The sequence below is a fragment of the Streptomyces sp. NPDC059816 genome, assembly GCF_042732055.1.
In the GTDB taxonomy this organism is placed as follows: Bacteria; Actinomycetota; Actinomycetes; order Streptomycetales; family Streptomycetaceae; genus Streptomyces.
This window is the reverse complement of the sequence record NZ_JBHWIQ010000015.1, coordinates 130,024-144,016: the sequence shown is the minus strand read 5'-3', so window position 1 is coordinate 144,016 and position 13,993 is coordinate 130,024. Positions and strand designations below refer to the sequence as shown.

Sequence of the window (13,993 nt, the reverse complement as noted above, 5' to 3'; positions counted from 1 at the left end):
CCCGGCGGGCCGATGCCGGGCGGCCGGCGGCGGTGCGAGATTCGGGCCATGACCTCATCGACAGCGGGATCGAACACGCCGTGGCACGCGCGAGGGCCGGGGCAGCCGCACCGGGCGGTCCGGTCGACCGTTCTGTGGGGGGTGACGTACGCCGGCTTCGCCCTGGTCTGCGTACGGAGCGGGACCCCGCTGTTCCTCGGCCCGGCCGCCTCGGAACCCTCCTGGCTGGGATGGGCGGGCGTCGCCCTCGGGGTGCTGAGCACGCTGTCCGGCGCGGCGGTGCTGCGCTACGGGCTGCGACCGGCGCTCCGCGGACTGCTCCTGGCGCTGTGCGCACTGGCCGGGCTCGCCGCCTTCGGCCTGCTGATGGACGTGATCACCTTGTTGTTCGGTCAGGGGGTGGACGGTCGGGCGTCAGCGGCGAACCACGTGCTGGCCGCGGCCGGGGCGCTCCTGCTCGCGACCGCCGCCCGGCCGGTGGACCGACCGCGCGACGACGACCGCGCGCCCGCCCCCTCGGCCGCGTCCGGGGCCGTCCACCTCGCCGCCTGGGCCGGCACGCTGGCCTTCCTCCCCTACGCGGGAATGAAGCTGGTCTGGGCGTGTGGGGGCACGTTCGCCGGGGTGTCCGGTGCGCAGATGCGGGAGGTCTCCCGACGCAACGGCGCCTCGGACCTCTGGCTCGCCCTGGAATCCCGGGGGCTGGACGCCACGGTGCTGCTGGCCGCGGTCGGCGTCTTCCTGCTCTGGGGGCTGGTCCGCCCCTGGGGGCAGGTCTTCCCCCGATGGACACCGGCCCTGCGCGGCCGTCGCGTCCCGCGCTGGCTGCCGCTGACCCCGGCCCTGCTCGGGGCCGCCACGCTCGCTCCGTACGGCGTGTTGGGGACGGCCTACTCGGCCCTGGCCACGGCGGGCGTGATGACGATGCGGCGGGGCGACTTCCCCTCCTCGGACGACGCCCTGCTGGTCGCCTGGATCGGAACGGCCGCGTTCGCCGTCTACGGGCTGGCGCTGACCGTCTGCGCCCGCTCGTACTGGGTGCGGACCCGCCGCTCACCCGTACCGGCCGGGCGCATCGGGTGACGGCGCGCTGCACGTCCACGTGCTCGGAGGTGGCCCGCCAGCGGAAATTCCCTCGCGCCGCGGCCACCACGGGCCGAGACTCGTCCCATGGCTGACATGGGGGCGTTCCGGGACGCGGTCACCGCATGGGCGGCGGGTGGCCCCGGCGACCCGGCACACGAGCTGGCCGCGCGCCTCACCGTCCGGGCGGCCGTCCTGCTCGAAGGGCCGAGCGACGTCGCGGCGGTCGACGCGCTGGCCGGGCGCCGCGGACGGGACCTGACGGCCGAGGGAGTCTGCGTGCTGTCGATCGGCGGTGCGATGAGCGTCGGACGCTACGCCCAGCTGCTCGGCCCGCCCGGTCTGGGCCTGCGCCTGGCGGGGCTGTGCGACGCGGCGGAGCGGCCCTACTACGCCCGCGGCTTCACCCGCGCGGGTGCCCGGCCGCAGGACTTCTTCGTCTGCGGGGCGGACCTGGAGGACGAGCTGATCCGCGTACTGGGCGTGGCCCGGGTGGAGGAGCTGGTCCGGGCGGAAGGCGATCTGCGGGCCCTGCGCACCTTCCTGCAACAGCCGGCGCAACGGGACCGGAGCCCGCAGCAGCAGTTCAGGCGCTTCTTCGGAACGAAGAAGGGACGCAAGATCCACTACGGCCGCGTCCTCGTCGAGGCCCTCGAACCCGACCGGGTCCCGGCCCCCCTCGACGACCTGCTCGCCGCCCTCTGACCGCCCCGACCCGACCGCCCGGGCGCCCCGGGCCGTGCCCTCCGACCGCCCGACCCCGCTCGGCGTGCGCCCCCACCCCCCCTATTGCACATATATTGCAGTTGCAGGAATTAGGCAAGAGGGAGTGGCGTCATGGGCGGACCGGTGGTCCTGGGGATCGAGTCGTCGTGCGACGAGACCGGCGCAGGGATCGTGCAGGACGGAAGGCTGCTGGCGCACGTGGTCGCGTCCAGCATGGACGAGCACGCACGGTTCGGCGGAGTGGTGCCGGAGATCGCGGCCCGTGCACACCTGCACTCCTTCACCCCGGTCGTCCGCCGGGCCCTCGACCGGGCGGGGCTGCGGCTGAGCCAGATCGACGCCGTCGCCGTCACCACCGGGCCCGGTCTGTCCGGGGCCCTCCAGGTGGGCCTGGCCGGCGCCAAGTCCCTGGCCTACGCGGCCGAGGTGCCGCTGTACGGGGTGCACCACCTGGCCGGGCACGTCGCCGCCGACACGCTGGAGCACGGCCCGCTGCCCGACCCCTGCGTGGTGCTGATCGTCTCCGGCGGCCACACCTCCCTCCTGCTGGTACGGGACCTGGTGCGGGAGCCGATCCTGCACCTGGGCGACACCCGCGACGACGCGGCCGGCGAGTGCTTCGACAAGGTGGCCCGCATCCTCGGCCTGCCCTACCCCGGCGGACCGGCCATCGACCGGGCGGCCCGGGACGGCGACGCGACGGCGGTGGCCTTCCCCCGGCCGCTGACCCGGTCGGGCGACGACCCGTACGCCTTCTCCTTCTCCGGGCTGAAGACCGCCGCGGCCCGCTGGGTCGAGCAACACCGCCTCCGCGGCGTGGAGCCGCCGGTCGCCGACGGCGCCGCCGCGCTCCAGGAGGCCGTCGCGGACGTGCTGACCCGCAAGGCGCTCGCGGCCTGCCGCGCCCACGACGTGAAGACGCTGATCGTGGTCGGCGGGGTGGCGGCCAACTCGCGGGTGCGCGCCCTGGCCGAGCAGCGCTGCGCGGGCGCCGGGATCGAGCTCCGCGTACCGCCGCTCACCCTGTGCACCGACAACGGCGCCATGATCGCCGCCGTCGGCGACCTGCTCGTGCGCTCCGGAGCCGAACCCGCACCGCTGGACGTGTCGATCGATCCGTCCGCCCCGCTCGACTTCGCCGCCCTGACCCCGCTTCCGGCGGCCGGGGCGAGAGCCGCCTGAGCACCCCGGCAGCCCTCCCCCGCCCCGCCCGAGCCCCCACCGCCTGATCCACCGACCCACTGAGCAGCGTCCCTTGCGCACCGCCGACATCCGCAGCCGCTTCCTCGACCACTTCGCCGTACGCGGCCACACCGTGGTCCCCGGTGCGCCGCTGCCCAGGCGCAGACCACCGCGGCGCGCGCCGTCGACCTGGCCGGGCGGGCGGGCGAGGTGGGCGACGTGCTCGTGGTCACCACGACCGTCGAGGGCGCGGTCGACGAGGCGCGCGCCCTCGCGCTCGCGGTCCGTGACCGCCTCCCGCTGGCGCGCCCCGGTGTGGTGGCCGTCGCCACCGCCACCGGTGGGTTGGTGCTGACCGTCAACGCTCCGGCCCGGGCGACGGGCCGCAACGCCGCCGCGTTGGTCAAGGCGCTCCTCGGCGGCAAGGACGGCTGCTCCGCCGAGGTCGCCCAGGGCGGCGGCGTCCCGGCCGGGGAGCTGACCGCGATCCTGGCGGACCTGCCCCGCGTCATCGCCGGCGGCTGACGGATCGCGGTCCCCGTGGGCACCCGAACCGTTCCGACGGGGTGCCCACGGGGACCTGTCGGGGCGTCAGACGGCCGCCCCGGACACGAGTTGCGGGGAGGACCGCTCGCGCCAGGCCCTGAGCACCTCGCCCTCCTGGGCCGTCGTCAGGGCGGTCGGGTACGTGCCCCGGTGTTCGAGTCCACCGCCGTACCCGGCGCTGTCGCGGGCGGTCCGGGCCAGTGGTCGCGGACGCAGCCCCGCCTCCAGGGAGGGGGTGACGTCCCGGCTCATGAACCCGGCGCACTCGGGCAGGGGCAGCCACATCGGCAGCGAACGCGGCCCGGCCCACGGCCGGACCCGCTGTTCGATCAGGAACTCCTGCGGTACGTAGGTCAGGGTGACCGCGTCGCCGGCCAGCCCGGTCAGGAAGGCGTGCCAGGTCATGGGCGGCCCGACGCCATCGAAGGTGCCGCTCAGCCCGCGTTCGCCGGCCTCGACGATCCAGGCGGCCAGATCGCGTACGTCGACGAACTGGACGAGGTCGTCCGGGGCGCCGGGGACCAGGATCTCCCCGCCCCGGACCACGAAGAGTTCGCCGGCCAGGGAGCGCAGCGAGGCCGTGGCGCTGGCCCGCGCGACCCAGTAGTCGAACCGTCCCAGTGGGTCGTCCGGTCCCACCACGAGTCCGGCCCGGCACACGAACACCCGGTCCGGGCCCAGGCCGTCCCGCGCGAGCTGCTCGCAGGCGACCTTGCAGGGACCGTAGACGCCGGGGTCCATACCGGGGTCGTCGTCCTCCGGTGGTGCGGCGGGCACCACGGGCGCGGTGTCCGCGCGCTGACCGGGCGTCTCGTTGTCCGAGTACACCGAGCCGGTCGAGACGAAGGTGAAGTGGCCGACGCGGTCGGCCAGGGAGCGCATCGCGTGACGGACGTGGCTCGGGCGCCGGGAGACGTCCATCGCGGCGTCGAACTCCCCTTCCACGGCGTCCAGACAGTGGGGGTCGTCGCGGTCGACCCGGACGAACCGGGCACCGGCGACCGGGGCGCCGGACGAACCGCGTGCGAGACAGGTGACGTCATGGCCGGCGGCGAGTGCGTGCCGGGCGACCGAGCGGCCGAGGAAGGCAGTTCCACCCAATATGAGATACCGCATCTTTTCATGATGTGCCGGCCCCCGACGACCGTCGAGACGACTGCGCGCAGTTGGCCGAAGTGCCCCTCCCCGCCCGGGCGGCCCCCGATCTTCGCAGGCCCGGCCGGGGTCACGAGCCGTGCCACCGGACCCGCCACACCCCGCCCACGCCTCTCGTTGGCGTCGGTGTCCACCAGGGGCGACCGTCGGTCCACGGGCCGGGGGCCGCGTCGCCCGGAGCCCATCGGCGGTGTGGATGGCCGATTCGCCCTCCCCGTGGCGGGGCCGCCCCGCGGTGCCCGCTGCACCGCGGGGCGGAGCGGATGGGGCGGGACGTTGCACGGCGGCCCGGTGGGGGGCGTGTGCGGCGGTGGGGTACTACCGGGTGGACGCCGCCGCGGAATCCGCGGACGGGGAGGACGACTCGGAGGGAGAGGAGGAGGGCGGGTTCTGCACGGGGAGGTCGAACACGTGCGCAGGGGTGACGATCCTGGTGATCGCCTGGCCGAACAGGGTGCTCGGTTCCTGTCCGTCGTGCAGGATGTCCGTGTTGAGCAGCACCACCAGGGTCGCCTTCGGTCCCGGCAGGTAGATCGTCAGGGACTCGTACCCGGGCAGTGAGCCGTTGTGGCCGATCCAGCCCTGGACGTTGAAGATGCCGAGTCCGTATCCGGCGCCCGGGATGGTGGTCGGAGCGGTCTTCAGTCGCTCCGCCTGGGTCTGTGGCGTCAGCAGGGTTCCGTTGGCCAGCACCGGGGCCCAGATCCGCAGATCGTGCAGGTTGGAGATCATCGCGCCGGCGGCCCAGCCCCAGGAGGGGTCCCAGTCCGTGGCGTTCTCGACCTTGCCGGTGGCCGTCTGGTCGGTGTAGCCCTGCGCGTGCGGGCTGGGGAAGGCCGCGTCCGTCGGGAAGACGGTGTTGCGCAGCCCCGCGGGGTCCAACACGTGTTGCTGGATGTACTCGTTCAGGGGCTTGCCGCCCATCTTCTCCACCACGAGCCCCACCAGGATGAGGTTGGTGTTGGAGTACTCGAACTGGCTGCCCGGCTCGAACTGGAGCGGGTGCTTGAACGAATAGTTGAGCAGTTCCTGCGGAGTGAAGGGCCGCCGTGGATCGGAGGTCAGGGCCTTGAAGAAGTCCGGGTCCATCGAGTAGTTGAACAGTCCGCTGCGCATGCTGGCGAGGTCCCGCAGGGTGATCCGGTCGCCGTTCGGCACCCCGTCGACGTACCGGTCGATCGTGTCGTCGATGCCCACCTTGCCCTGGTCGACGAGTTCGAGGAGGGCGGTCACGGTGAACGTCTTGGTCTCGCTGCCGATCCTCGTGTAGAGGTCGGGGTCCATCGCCTCGCCCGTCGACTTGTCGGCGACGCCGAACGACCGGACGTAGTTGCCCTTGCCCGACGCCCACAGTCCGACGGTCACGCCCGGGACGTTCGTCTCGTCCATGACCTTCCGGACGGCGGAGTCGATCCGGGCCGCGAGGGCGGGGTCGAGCTCGGGGAACGCGGTGCTGGTCACCGTCGGCGGCGGCGAAGGGGTGTCCGAGGCGGCGTACGCCGGAGCCGCTGCGCCGGCGTAGGCGCTGCCCGAGGAAACCGGCGCGACCAGCAGGCCGGCCGCCGCCGCGGTGATGCACGCTCCTCGCCAGTGCCTGCGTGGGAACCTCATGGGGCCTCCCTGCTGACCGGGGACAAAGGCTCTCCCAGGCTAGGCCCGCACGATCGGCCCCGCACGGCGGCGCTGCCGTCACCGGAACCCGGCCGGTCAGGGCCGGGGACGGGAGCCGTTCCGGTAGTCCTCGACCTGTTGGAGACACCGCTCGGGGACCGCGTAGCTCTCCGCCGAGAGAAGTCCCGGAGTCGGTCGGCGCGTCGCCCGTTCCCGGTCGTGTGCGCGCAGCTCGGCGACCACCTCGGCGCAGGTCGCCTCCCTCGGGTGGGCGCACAGGCCGGCGGGGTCGGCCGCGCATCCCGTGGGGTCCTGGCTGGCGTACGGCTCGGGCGGACTGGTCCCGGGCGCGGTGCTGTTGAGGAACTCCGTGGCCCCCCAGCCCGCGGTGCTCAGCACCGCTGCCGCAACGGCGAAGGCCAGCGTCCGCCGCCTGCCGTCCGACCGTACCCCCACCGTTTCCCCTTCCGCGGCGGGAGACCCGTCACCCGCCCCACTCCCCCTCGATCTGCTCATGTTACCTATGGGGAAAGGGAGTTCAGGTCGCGGCCGGAGCAACAGGAGTGGTGCGGCTACACGGCTCACAGAGCGGGGGACAGCGACTTCGACCGACAGCGGGCACGGTAGTGTGGGGGGAAGCGTCGCGTGCCGATGACAGACCGTGTCAGGCATGGAGGCGCCGGATCCAAGGAGGTCGACGTTGTCCGCGTCGCATCCTTCGTTCTCGCGTGACTGAGCGCGAGACGACCAGGCTCGTCGCCTGGAGCCGAGAACTCCGCCAGGTGCACGAACGACTACGGGAAGCGCTGGCCGTGACCCGCGACTCCGTTGCCGACGGCACTGCCGGCGAGGCGGCCACCCGGGAACTGCTGTTGTACTGCCACGGCTTCTGCGCGGCTCTCGACGGCCACCACCGGGGCGAGGACCGCACCCTGTTCCCCGCCATCGCCGCAGCGCACCCCGAGCTCCGGCCGGTGCTGCGCTCGCTCGAACAGGATCACTCGATGATCGCCCATCTGCTGGGCGGCCTGCGTGACGCTGTCGACCGGGCCGCACCGCCCGAGGAGCTCGACCAGCACCTCGAAGGCATCGCCGCCATCATGGAGAACCACTTCCGCTACGAGGAGCGGCAACTGCTCTCCGTGCTCGAAACCCTGGAGCTGGCAGCCGCGCCCGAGGAGGTGCTGGGCCCGCTGTGACGCACCCCCTGCCCTGGACGCGGAACGGGCGCTCAGGGCAGGGGGTGTGCTCCGGCGCCCGGGGTGTGCCGGGGCCAGCCGGGCGCACCGTCGTGCACGAAGGCGGACCACCGGGACCGCATCCGGGTTCCGGCGGCGGCCAAGTTCCCGTCCGGGGCCCCCGTCAGGACCGGCGCGTCCCGCCAGGCCGCGTCGTCTCCGAGGAGCAACGGCAGTTCGGCGCAGTGACAGGCGCCCAGCGGGTTGTCGGGGGCGAGCCGACCGAAGACGTAGCGGTACGTGTCCGCGCCGGACGAGGCCAACAGATCCGCGAACTGACGGTTCGGGCCGTCGAACGCCTGCTCCTGCGCCCGCCGTTGGGCGCGGTCGGCGAGCCCGTCGCCGATCACCGGGAGGGCGCGGACCCGGGTGAACAGCGGGTGCCGCAGGTGGAAGGCGCGCATCTCGTCGCGGTTGGTGCCGAGGAGGACGGCGAGGCCCTGGCCCGCGCGCCGCACCAGGGCGCGGTGCCAGGCGGGCGGGGCGGGCAGCGGCCCGGCGTCGGCTACCGGGCCGAACGCGGGCGCGGTGTTCAGGCCGAACCGGCCGGCGAGTTGGATCACGGTGCGGGTCTGGGCGGTGAGCACCTGCTCCACGGACGCGGCCAGCGGGTCGGTGCCCAGGTGCTCCAGGAAGGTCCCGGCGGTCCGTTCGGCTGCGTGCGGCGGGATGAACGGCATGCCCAGGGGCGCGCTCTGGAGGACGGCCCGGTGGAAGAGACGCGCGGCGTCCGGGACGCCGAGCAGCGCGGCGACGGAGTGGGCTCCGGCCGACTGGCCGGCGAGGGTGACCCGGTCCGGGTCGCCGCCGAAGGCCGCGATGTTCTCCTGGACCCAGCGCAGGGCGGCGAGTTGGTCCTGGAGTCCGAGGTTGCCGTCGCTGGTGCCGGGTGCGTACAGGTATCCGAGGGCGCCGATCCGGTAGCTGACGGTGACGACCACGAGGTCGCCCTCGGCGCTGAGTCGCCGGCCGTCGTAGAAGTTCCACTCGCCGCTGCCGGTCAGATAGGCGCCGCCGGGCAACCAGACGAGCACCGGCCGCGATCCCTGCGGGTCGGGGGTGGTGATCGTGAGCCGTAGACAGTCCTCGGACTGGGGCACGGGGGCCGGGGTGCCCATCACGGCGGCCAGTCGGGAGGGCGTCTGCGGGGCACCGGGGCCGGACCGGGTCGCGTCGACCGTCGTCTCGTGCGGGGGTACGGGTTCCGGTGGGGCGAACCGGTCGGCGCGGGCGTACCGCAGGCCCCGGAAGGTCCAACCCTCGTCCTGCCGCTCGCCCCGCCACGTCCCGGCGGGAGCCGTCACCACCGTCACGAGGACCTCCCCTCCCTCGCACGTCACCTTGCGATGCCGGGACCGTACGCCGTTCGGAAGACGCGTCGCAAGTTCGTTCCTGATGATCGGGGCGGGACCGCTCACCCACGCCGACCAGTCGGTACCGGCACCGGACCCCGAGGTCGAGGCCGCGCGAGAGGAGTTGAGGGCTACGGGGCGGTGCCGTCGCCCAGCCGCAGGCTCCACCGGCCGGCGCCGCCCGCCAGGGTCACCGCCGACAGGGGGCGTGCGTCGATGCTCCAGTAGGTGCTGGGGTGCACCTGGAGCGCGTACACCAGGGCAGCGCGCACGACGGCGGGTTCGGCGACGGCGACGATGCACACTCCGGCATCGGCGGGGCGGGTGTCGAGCCAGTGCCCGACCCGGGTGATGAAGGTCAGCAGGGACTCGCCGCCGTGCGGGGCGGAGCGCGGATCGCGCAGCCACGCGTCGAACGCCCCGGGTTCCCGCCCGGCCACCTCGGCCAGGGTGCACCCGCGCCACCGGCCCATGTCGCAGTCGCTGAGGGCGGGTTGGACGAGCGGGGCGAACCCGAGTGCGGTACCGGTGGAACGGCTGCGCGGAGTCGGTGAGCAGTAGCGCAGTTCGGCGGCCCCGAACGCAACGAGCGCAGGGGCGGCGAGCCGTACGTCCTGCCAGCCGGCCTCGTCGAGCGGCCGGTCCTCGTCGAAGCGTTCCGCGAGCAGCGGAGAGCTGCGGGCGGCGGCGATGAGCGTGACCCGAACCTGCATGCGGTGATCGTGGAGTCCCGCAAGGCCAAGGTCAAGACTTCACGGAAGGTAATCTTCCGCACCCTCGGGCTCCCGCAGCTTCCCGCCGACCGCCCGAAGCACCCACCCGCCACCCGGCGGGCATCCACGGCCACCACCGCCCGCCCGTGGAGTCCGCCGGGGCGCCGCTCAGCCGTGCGGGGCGCCGTCGCGTGCCACGTCCTCCCGCGCGGCGCCCAACCGGCGGGCGCCCTCGGCGATCTCGTCGGGGCCGGCGACCCCGGCGTAGCTCAGTCGCAGGTGCGGCGCCGGGGGCTCGGCGCAGAAGTAGGGTCGGCCGGGCGCCACGGCCACCCCGCGGCGCAGCGCCGCAGCGGTCAGGGCGGCCTCGTCGGTGCCGTCGGGCAGCCGCAGCCACATCTGGTACCCCCCGAGCGCCACCTGCGGCGGTGGGGCGCCCCCCGTCACCGCCGGCGAGCACTCCAGGGCCAGCCGCATCCGTTCCCGCCGCACCCGCAACGCCTCGGAAACGGCCTTCAGATGGCGGGGCCAGGCCGGCGATCCGACGAGTTCCAGCGCGGCTTCCTGGAGGGGGCGCGGGACGAAGAAGGTGTCCACGACCTGGATGGCCCGCAGTCGTTCCAGTACGGGTCCCCGGGCGGCGAGTGCCCCGATCCGGAAGCTGGGCGAGGTGGACTTGGTGAGCGAGTCCACATGGACGACCACGCCGTCGGCGTCGTCGGCGGCGAGCGGTCGGGGCAGCGGGCCGTGGTCCTGGTGGGCGAGGCGACGCACGAAGTCGTCCTCGATCACGAAGGCGCCCGCCCGGCGCGCGATGCGCAGCACCTCGGGGCGGCGGGCGGCGGACAGCACGGCCCCGGTCGGGTTCTGGAACAGGGGTTGGCAGACGAACACCCGGGCCCCGGTGGCCCGGAACGCGTCGGCGAGCAGTTCGGGCCGCACCCCGTCCGCATCGAGGGGGACGGGGACCGGGCGCAGCCCGGCGGCGCGGGCGATGGCCAGCATCCCGGGGTAGGTGGGCGACTCCACGAGGACGGGGGCACCGGGCGGGGCCAGGGCGCGCAGGGCGGTGGTGAGCGCGGACTGCCCGCCGGAGGTGACGAGGACCTCGGCCGCAGTCGTCGCGCCGCCGATCTCCCGCGCGAACCAGTCGCGCAGTTCCGGCAACCCTTCCACGGGCGGGCGGGTCCACGCCCCGGGGCGGCGTCCGGCGCGGGCCAGCGCCCCGGCCATGGCACGTTCCGGCTGGAGGGAGGGGTGCAGATAGCCGCCGTTGAACTCGATGACCCCGGCCGGCGGTGCGGCGAGCGTGACGAGGACCCCGGAGGCGTCCACCGAGCGGGGCACCGGGTCGGCGGTGGCGTCGGCGCTGAGTGCGACCTCCTGCCAGGAGGTGTCCCCGGCGGGGGCGACCGGGGCGGCCGGGCCGCCGGCGCGGAAGGCACCGGCGCCGGGGCGGGTGACCACCCACCCTTCCGTCGCGAGTCGGGCGAGGGCCCGCGACACGGTGACGGGGCTGACCCGGTAGCGCTCGACCATCGCACGACTCGACGGCAGCTTCTCGTCGAACGAGTAGCGCTTCACTTCCGCTCGCAGGAGATCGACCAGCTCATCGACACTGCTACGCTCATTCATGAGAGACAACGATAGCGCTACCGTCGATGAGTCGATAGCGGTCGCCGGGCGCTCCTCGGCCTCTGCCCCTCCGCCCGCCGGCACCTGCGCCCATGCGTCCGCCGGTGCGCCCGTACACACGGATCCGGATGGAGCGCGGGACGGCGGCGCGGGGGCGTCCCGGCGCGGGGGCACCGTGCTGGCAGCCCTCGGTGTCCTCGCCTTCTCCCTCACCTTCCCCGCCACCGCCTGGGGGCTGGAGGGCTTCGGCCCCTGGTCCCTGGTGACGGTCCGCAGCGCACTGGCCGCCCTGATCGCGGGCGGCTGCCTGCTCGCACTACGGGTGCCGGTACCGGACCGGCGGTACTGGCCGGGCCTGGCGGTCGTCGCAGCGGGCACGGTGCTCGGCTTCCCCCTGCTCACCACCCTCGCGCTGCGGACCGCCAGTACCGCGCACGCGGCCGTCGTCGTCGGATTGCTCCCGCTGACCACGGCGGGCTTCGCGGCCGTGCGCACGGGCAGCCGCCCCTCCCCCGCGTTCTGGGGTGCCGCCGGGGCCGGTGCCGCCGCGGTGCTCGCGTTCACCGTCACCCGCAGCGGCGGCGCCCTCACCACCGCCGATCTGTACCTCTTCGGTGCCCTGCTGGTCTGCGCCGCCGGCTACACCGAGGGCGGCCGGTTGGCCCGGGTCATCCCGGGCTGGCAGGTCATCGCCTGGGCCCTGGTGATGTGCCTGCCGCTGACGGTGCCGGGTGCCCTGATCGCCCTGGGACACGAGTCGGTGGAGCTGACCGGGCGGGGCGTGGCCGGACTGCTGTGGGTGGCCGTGGGTTCCCAGTTCCTGGGACTGGTGGTCTGGTACCGGGGCATGGCGGCGATCGGCGTTCCGCGCGCCAGTCAGCTCCAGCTCGCCCAGCCACTGCTGACCCTGGGCTGGTCGGTGCTGCTGCTCGGCGAGCCCCTCGGCTGGACCGCGCCGCTCACCGCGGTCGCGGTCCTGGTGTGCATCGCGGTCACCCAACGCGCCCGGGCCTGAGCCGCGGCCCCGGGGCGGCGACCGGGACGAGGGGCGGCGACCCGTACGCGCGTACCCGTGGACGCGGCCGGTCGTAGACTGACGAACACGGCACGGATCGTCGGCCCCGGCGCCCGTCCGGGCCGCCCGACCGGGCGGTGCACGGGCCCCACCGGGTACGACGCTCCCCGGGCGGTACGAGGAGGGCACCGTGATGCGGGCAACCAAGGGCGACCACCTGGTGGTGCACGGCAGGACCGTGGGTCAGCAGGACAGGGTCGCGGAGATCGTCGAGGTGATGGGCGACGCGGGCGGCCCGCCGTACCGCGTCCGCTACGACAACGGGCACGAGTCGGTCAAGTCCCCCGGGCCGGACTGCGTGGTCCGGCACGAGACGCACCGGCGGACGGACGACGGCTACCGCTGAGCCGGACGCCGTCGGCCCCGCACCCGGGTCCGGTAGTGGTCCGCGACCACCCGGGCCATGGCGCCGAACGGATCGTCGCGGACCTCACGGCCGGAGAAGAAGACGTGTCCGTCGACGCGCGGGTGCTCCCGGGCGAGTGCGAGGTGGCGGGAGAGTTCGGCGGGGTCCTGCCAGGCGGCGGGCTGCTTCGGGTCGCCCGCCTTGTACAGGGCCTCGCCGATGTAGAGGTCCACGTCCGTGCCCTCGGCGACCCGGGCCCACCAGCCGATCAGCTCGGCGTAGTCGGCGGGCTCGAAGCCGATGTTCCAGTACAGCTGCGGGCACAGGTAGTCGATCCAACCCTTGCGCACCCAGGTGCGGGTGTCCGCGTACAGGTCGTCGTAGGTCTGCACCCCGGCGCGGGTGTCCGAGCCGCGCGGGTCCGTCGCGGCGTTGCGCCACACCCCGAAGGGGCTGACCCCCAGCCGGGTGCCCGGCCGCACCTCGCGCAGCCGCTGGGCGGTCTCCCGGACCAGCAGGTCGACGTTGTGCCTGCGCCAGTCGGCCCGGGAGTCGAAGCCGTCGCCGTGCTCCGCGAACGCGGCGTCGTCGTCGAACTCCTCCCCCGCGACCGGGTACGGGTAGAAGTAGTCGTCCCAGTGCATCGCGTCGATCGGGTAGCGGCGGGCGGCGTCGAGCATCGCCTCCCGGACGAAGGCCCGCACCTCGGGCAGGCCCGGGTTGTAGTAGAGCTTGCCGCCGTACGGCACCACCCAGTCGGGGTGTCGGCGCGCGGGATGCCCGGCGGCGAGCCGGGTCGGGTCGGTGTGGAAGGCCACGCGGTACGGGTTGAACCAGGCGTGCAGTTCCAGTCCCCGGCGGTGGGCCTCCTCGACGGCGGTGCCCAGGGGGTCCCAGCCGGGGTCGCGCCCCTGGGTACCGGTGAGGTACTGCGACCACGGCTCGTGCGGTGACGGCCACAGGGCGTCGGCGGTGGGGCGGACCTGGAGGATCACGGCCGTGAGTCGCCGCTCCACGGCGACGTCCAGGAAGTCGGTCAGCTCGGCGCGCTGCTCCGCTGCCGTGAGCCCCGCCGCGGAGGGCCAGTCCCGGTTGGTGACGCTGGCGAGCCACATGCCCCGGGTCTCGGGGCCCTCCCGTGGCACGGGCGCGGGCACCTCGGGGCCCGCCGCCGCGTCGCCGGCCACCGCGAGCCCGGTCAACGCCGTCATCGTGCCCACCGTGAACGCCCTACGGCTCACGAACCCCATGCATCCGCCCTTCCGTGGGCTGCCCACGCGCGCGGCGACCTTCGCCCGGCGACCGGTGCCGACCGCGGCCCCGTCCGACCA

The 13,993-nt window shown here is 74.4% G+C and carries 14 protein-coding genes; 7 read left to right on the top strand and 7 right to left on the bottom strand.

What is annotated here, in order from left to right:
* Positions 1 to 141: 141 nt before the first annotated feature.
* From ACFV88_RS20890 to ACFV88_RS20875, 4 genes are all read left to right on the top strand, one after another.
* Positions 142 to 1,083 (top strand): hypothetical protein, encoded by a 942-nt coding sequence (locus tag ACFV88_RS20890; RefSeq protein ID WP_385493162.1) that lies wholly within the window; start codon positions 142 to 144, stop codon positions 1,081 to 1,083.
* 87 nt (positions 1,084 to 1,170) lie between these two features.
* The gene (locus tag ACFV88_RS20885; protein WP_385493161.1) at positions 1,171 to 1,788 is read left to right on the top strand and encodes a TOPRIM nucleotidyl transferase/hydrolase domain-containing protein; all 618 of its coding nucleotides are present in this window, start codon (positions 1,171 to 1,173) and stop codon (positions 1,786 to 1,788) included.
* A gap of 132 nt (positions 1,789 to 1,920) precedes the next feature.
* A complete protein-coding gene (tsaD, locus tag ACFV88_RS20880) occupies positions 1,921 to 2,991 on the top strand; it encodes a tRNA (adenosine(37)-N6)-threonylcarbamoyltransferase complex transferase subunit TsaD (protein WP_385493160.1) in 1,071 nt (356 codons plus the stop codon).
* Positions 2,992 to 3,210: 219 nt separating this feature from the next.
* The gene (locus ACFV88_RS20875) at positions 3,211 to 3,516 is read left to right on the top strand and encodes a hypothetical protein (protein WP_385493159.1); all 306 of its coding nucleotides are present in this window, start codon (positions 3,211 to 3,213) and stop codon (positions 3,514 to 3,516) included.
* A 66-nt stretch (positions 3,517 to 3,582) separates the two neighbouring features.
* Here ACFV88_RS20875 and ACFV88_RS20870 read toward each other — a convergent pair whose 3' ends face one another.
* The 3 genes from ACFV88_RS20870 to ACFV88_RS20860 form a co-directional block, all read right to left on the bottom strand.
* Positions 3,583 to 4,653 (bottom strand): NAD-dependent epimerase/dehydratase family protein, encoded by a 1,071-nt coding sequence (locus ACFV88_RS20870; RefSeq protein WP_385493158.1) that lies wholly within the window; start codon positions 4,651 to 4,653, stop codon positions 3,583 to 3,585.
* A gap of 357 nt (positions 4,654 to 5,010) precedes the next feature.
* Entirely contained in the window at positions 5,011 to 6,303 is a 1,293-nt protein-coding gene (locus ACFV88_RS20865) for a serine hydrolase domain-containing protein (protein ID WP_385493156.1), read from the bottom strand.
* A gap of 96 nt (positions 6,304 to 6,399) precedes the next feature.
* Complete coding sequence (locus ACFV88_RS20860; RefSeq protein ID WP_385493155.1) at positions 6,400 to 6,759, bottom strand: hypothetical protein; 360 nt, start codon at positions 6,757 to 6,759, stop codon at positions 6,400 to 6,402.
* Positions 6,760 to 7,031: 272 nt separating this feature from the next.
* Here ACFV88_RS20860 and ACFV88_RS20855 point away from each other — a divergent pair, with 272 nt between their 5' ends.
* Positions 7,032 to 7,502 (top strand): hemerythrin domain-containing protein, encoded by a 471-nt coding sequence (locus tag ACFV88_RS20855; RefSeq protein ID WP_385493154.1) that lies wholly within the window; start codon positions 7,032 to 7,034, stop codon positions 7,500 to 7,502.
* A 32-nt stretch (positions 7,503 to 7,534) separates the two neighbouring features.
* Here the strand turns inward: ACFV88_RS20855 and ACFV88_RS20850 are convergent, their stop codons facing one another.
* From ACFV88_RS20850 to ACFV88_RS20840, 3 genes are all read right to left on the bottom strand, one after another.
* Positions 7,535 to 8,854 carry a carboxylesterase family protein gene (locus ACFV88_RS20850; RefSeq protein WP_385493153.1) on the bottom strand — a complete coding sequence of 440 codons (1,320 nt, stop codon included), beginning with the start codon at positions 8,852 to 8,854 and terminating at the stop codon, positions 7,535 to 7,537.
* A 170-nt stretch (positions 8,855 to 9,024) separates the two neighbouring features.
* A complete protein-coding gene (locus ACFV88_RS20845; RefSeq protein ID WP_385493152.1) occupies positions 9,025 to 9,606 on the bottom strand; it encodes a histidine phosphatase family protein in 582 nt (193 codons plus the stop codon).
* A gap of 168 nt (positions 9,607 to 9,774) precedes the next feature.
* The gene (locus tag ACFV88_RS20840) at positions 9,775 to 11,241 is read right to left on the bottom strand and encodes a PLP-dependent aminotransferase family protein (protein ID WP_385493151.1); all 1,467 of its coding nucleotides are present in this window, start codon (positions 11,239 to 11,241) and stop codon (positions 9,775 to 9,777) included.
* Here ACFV88_RS20840 and ACFV88_RS20835 point away from each other — a divergent pair.
* A complete protein-coding gene (locus ACFV88_RS20835; protein ID WP_385493150.1) occupies positions 11,240 to 12,256 on the top strand; it encodes a DMT family transporter in 1,017 nt (338 codons plus the stop codon). The two genes, ACFV88_RS20840 and ACFV88_RS20835, sit on opposite strands and share 2 nt — an antisense overlap.
* Before the next feature lie 193 nt (positions 12,257 to 12,449).
* The gene (locus ACFV88_RS20830; protein WP_385493149.1) at positions 12,450 to 12,662 is read left to right on the top strand and encodes a DUF1918 domain-containing protein; all 213 of its coding nucleotides are present in this window, start codon (positions 12,450 to 12,452) and stop codon (positions 12,660 to 12,662) included.
* Here the strand turns inward: ACFV88_RS20830 and ACFV88_RS20825 are convergent.
* Positions 12,653 to 13,912: a glycoside hydrolase family 10 protein gene (locus tag ACFV88_RS20825; protein ID WP_385493148.1), complete on the bottom strand. Its 1,260-nt coding sequence runs from the start codon at positions 13,910 to 13,912 to the stop codon at positions 12,653 to 12,655. The two genes, ACFV88_RS20830 and ACFV88_RS20825, sit on opposite strands and share 10 nt — an antisense overlap.
* Positions 13,913 to 13,993: the final 81 nt, after the last annotated feature.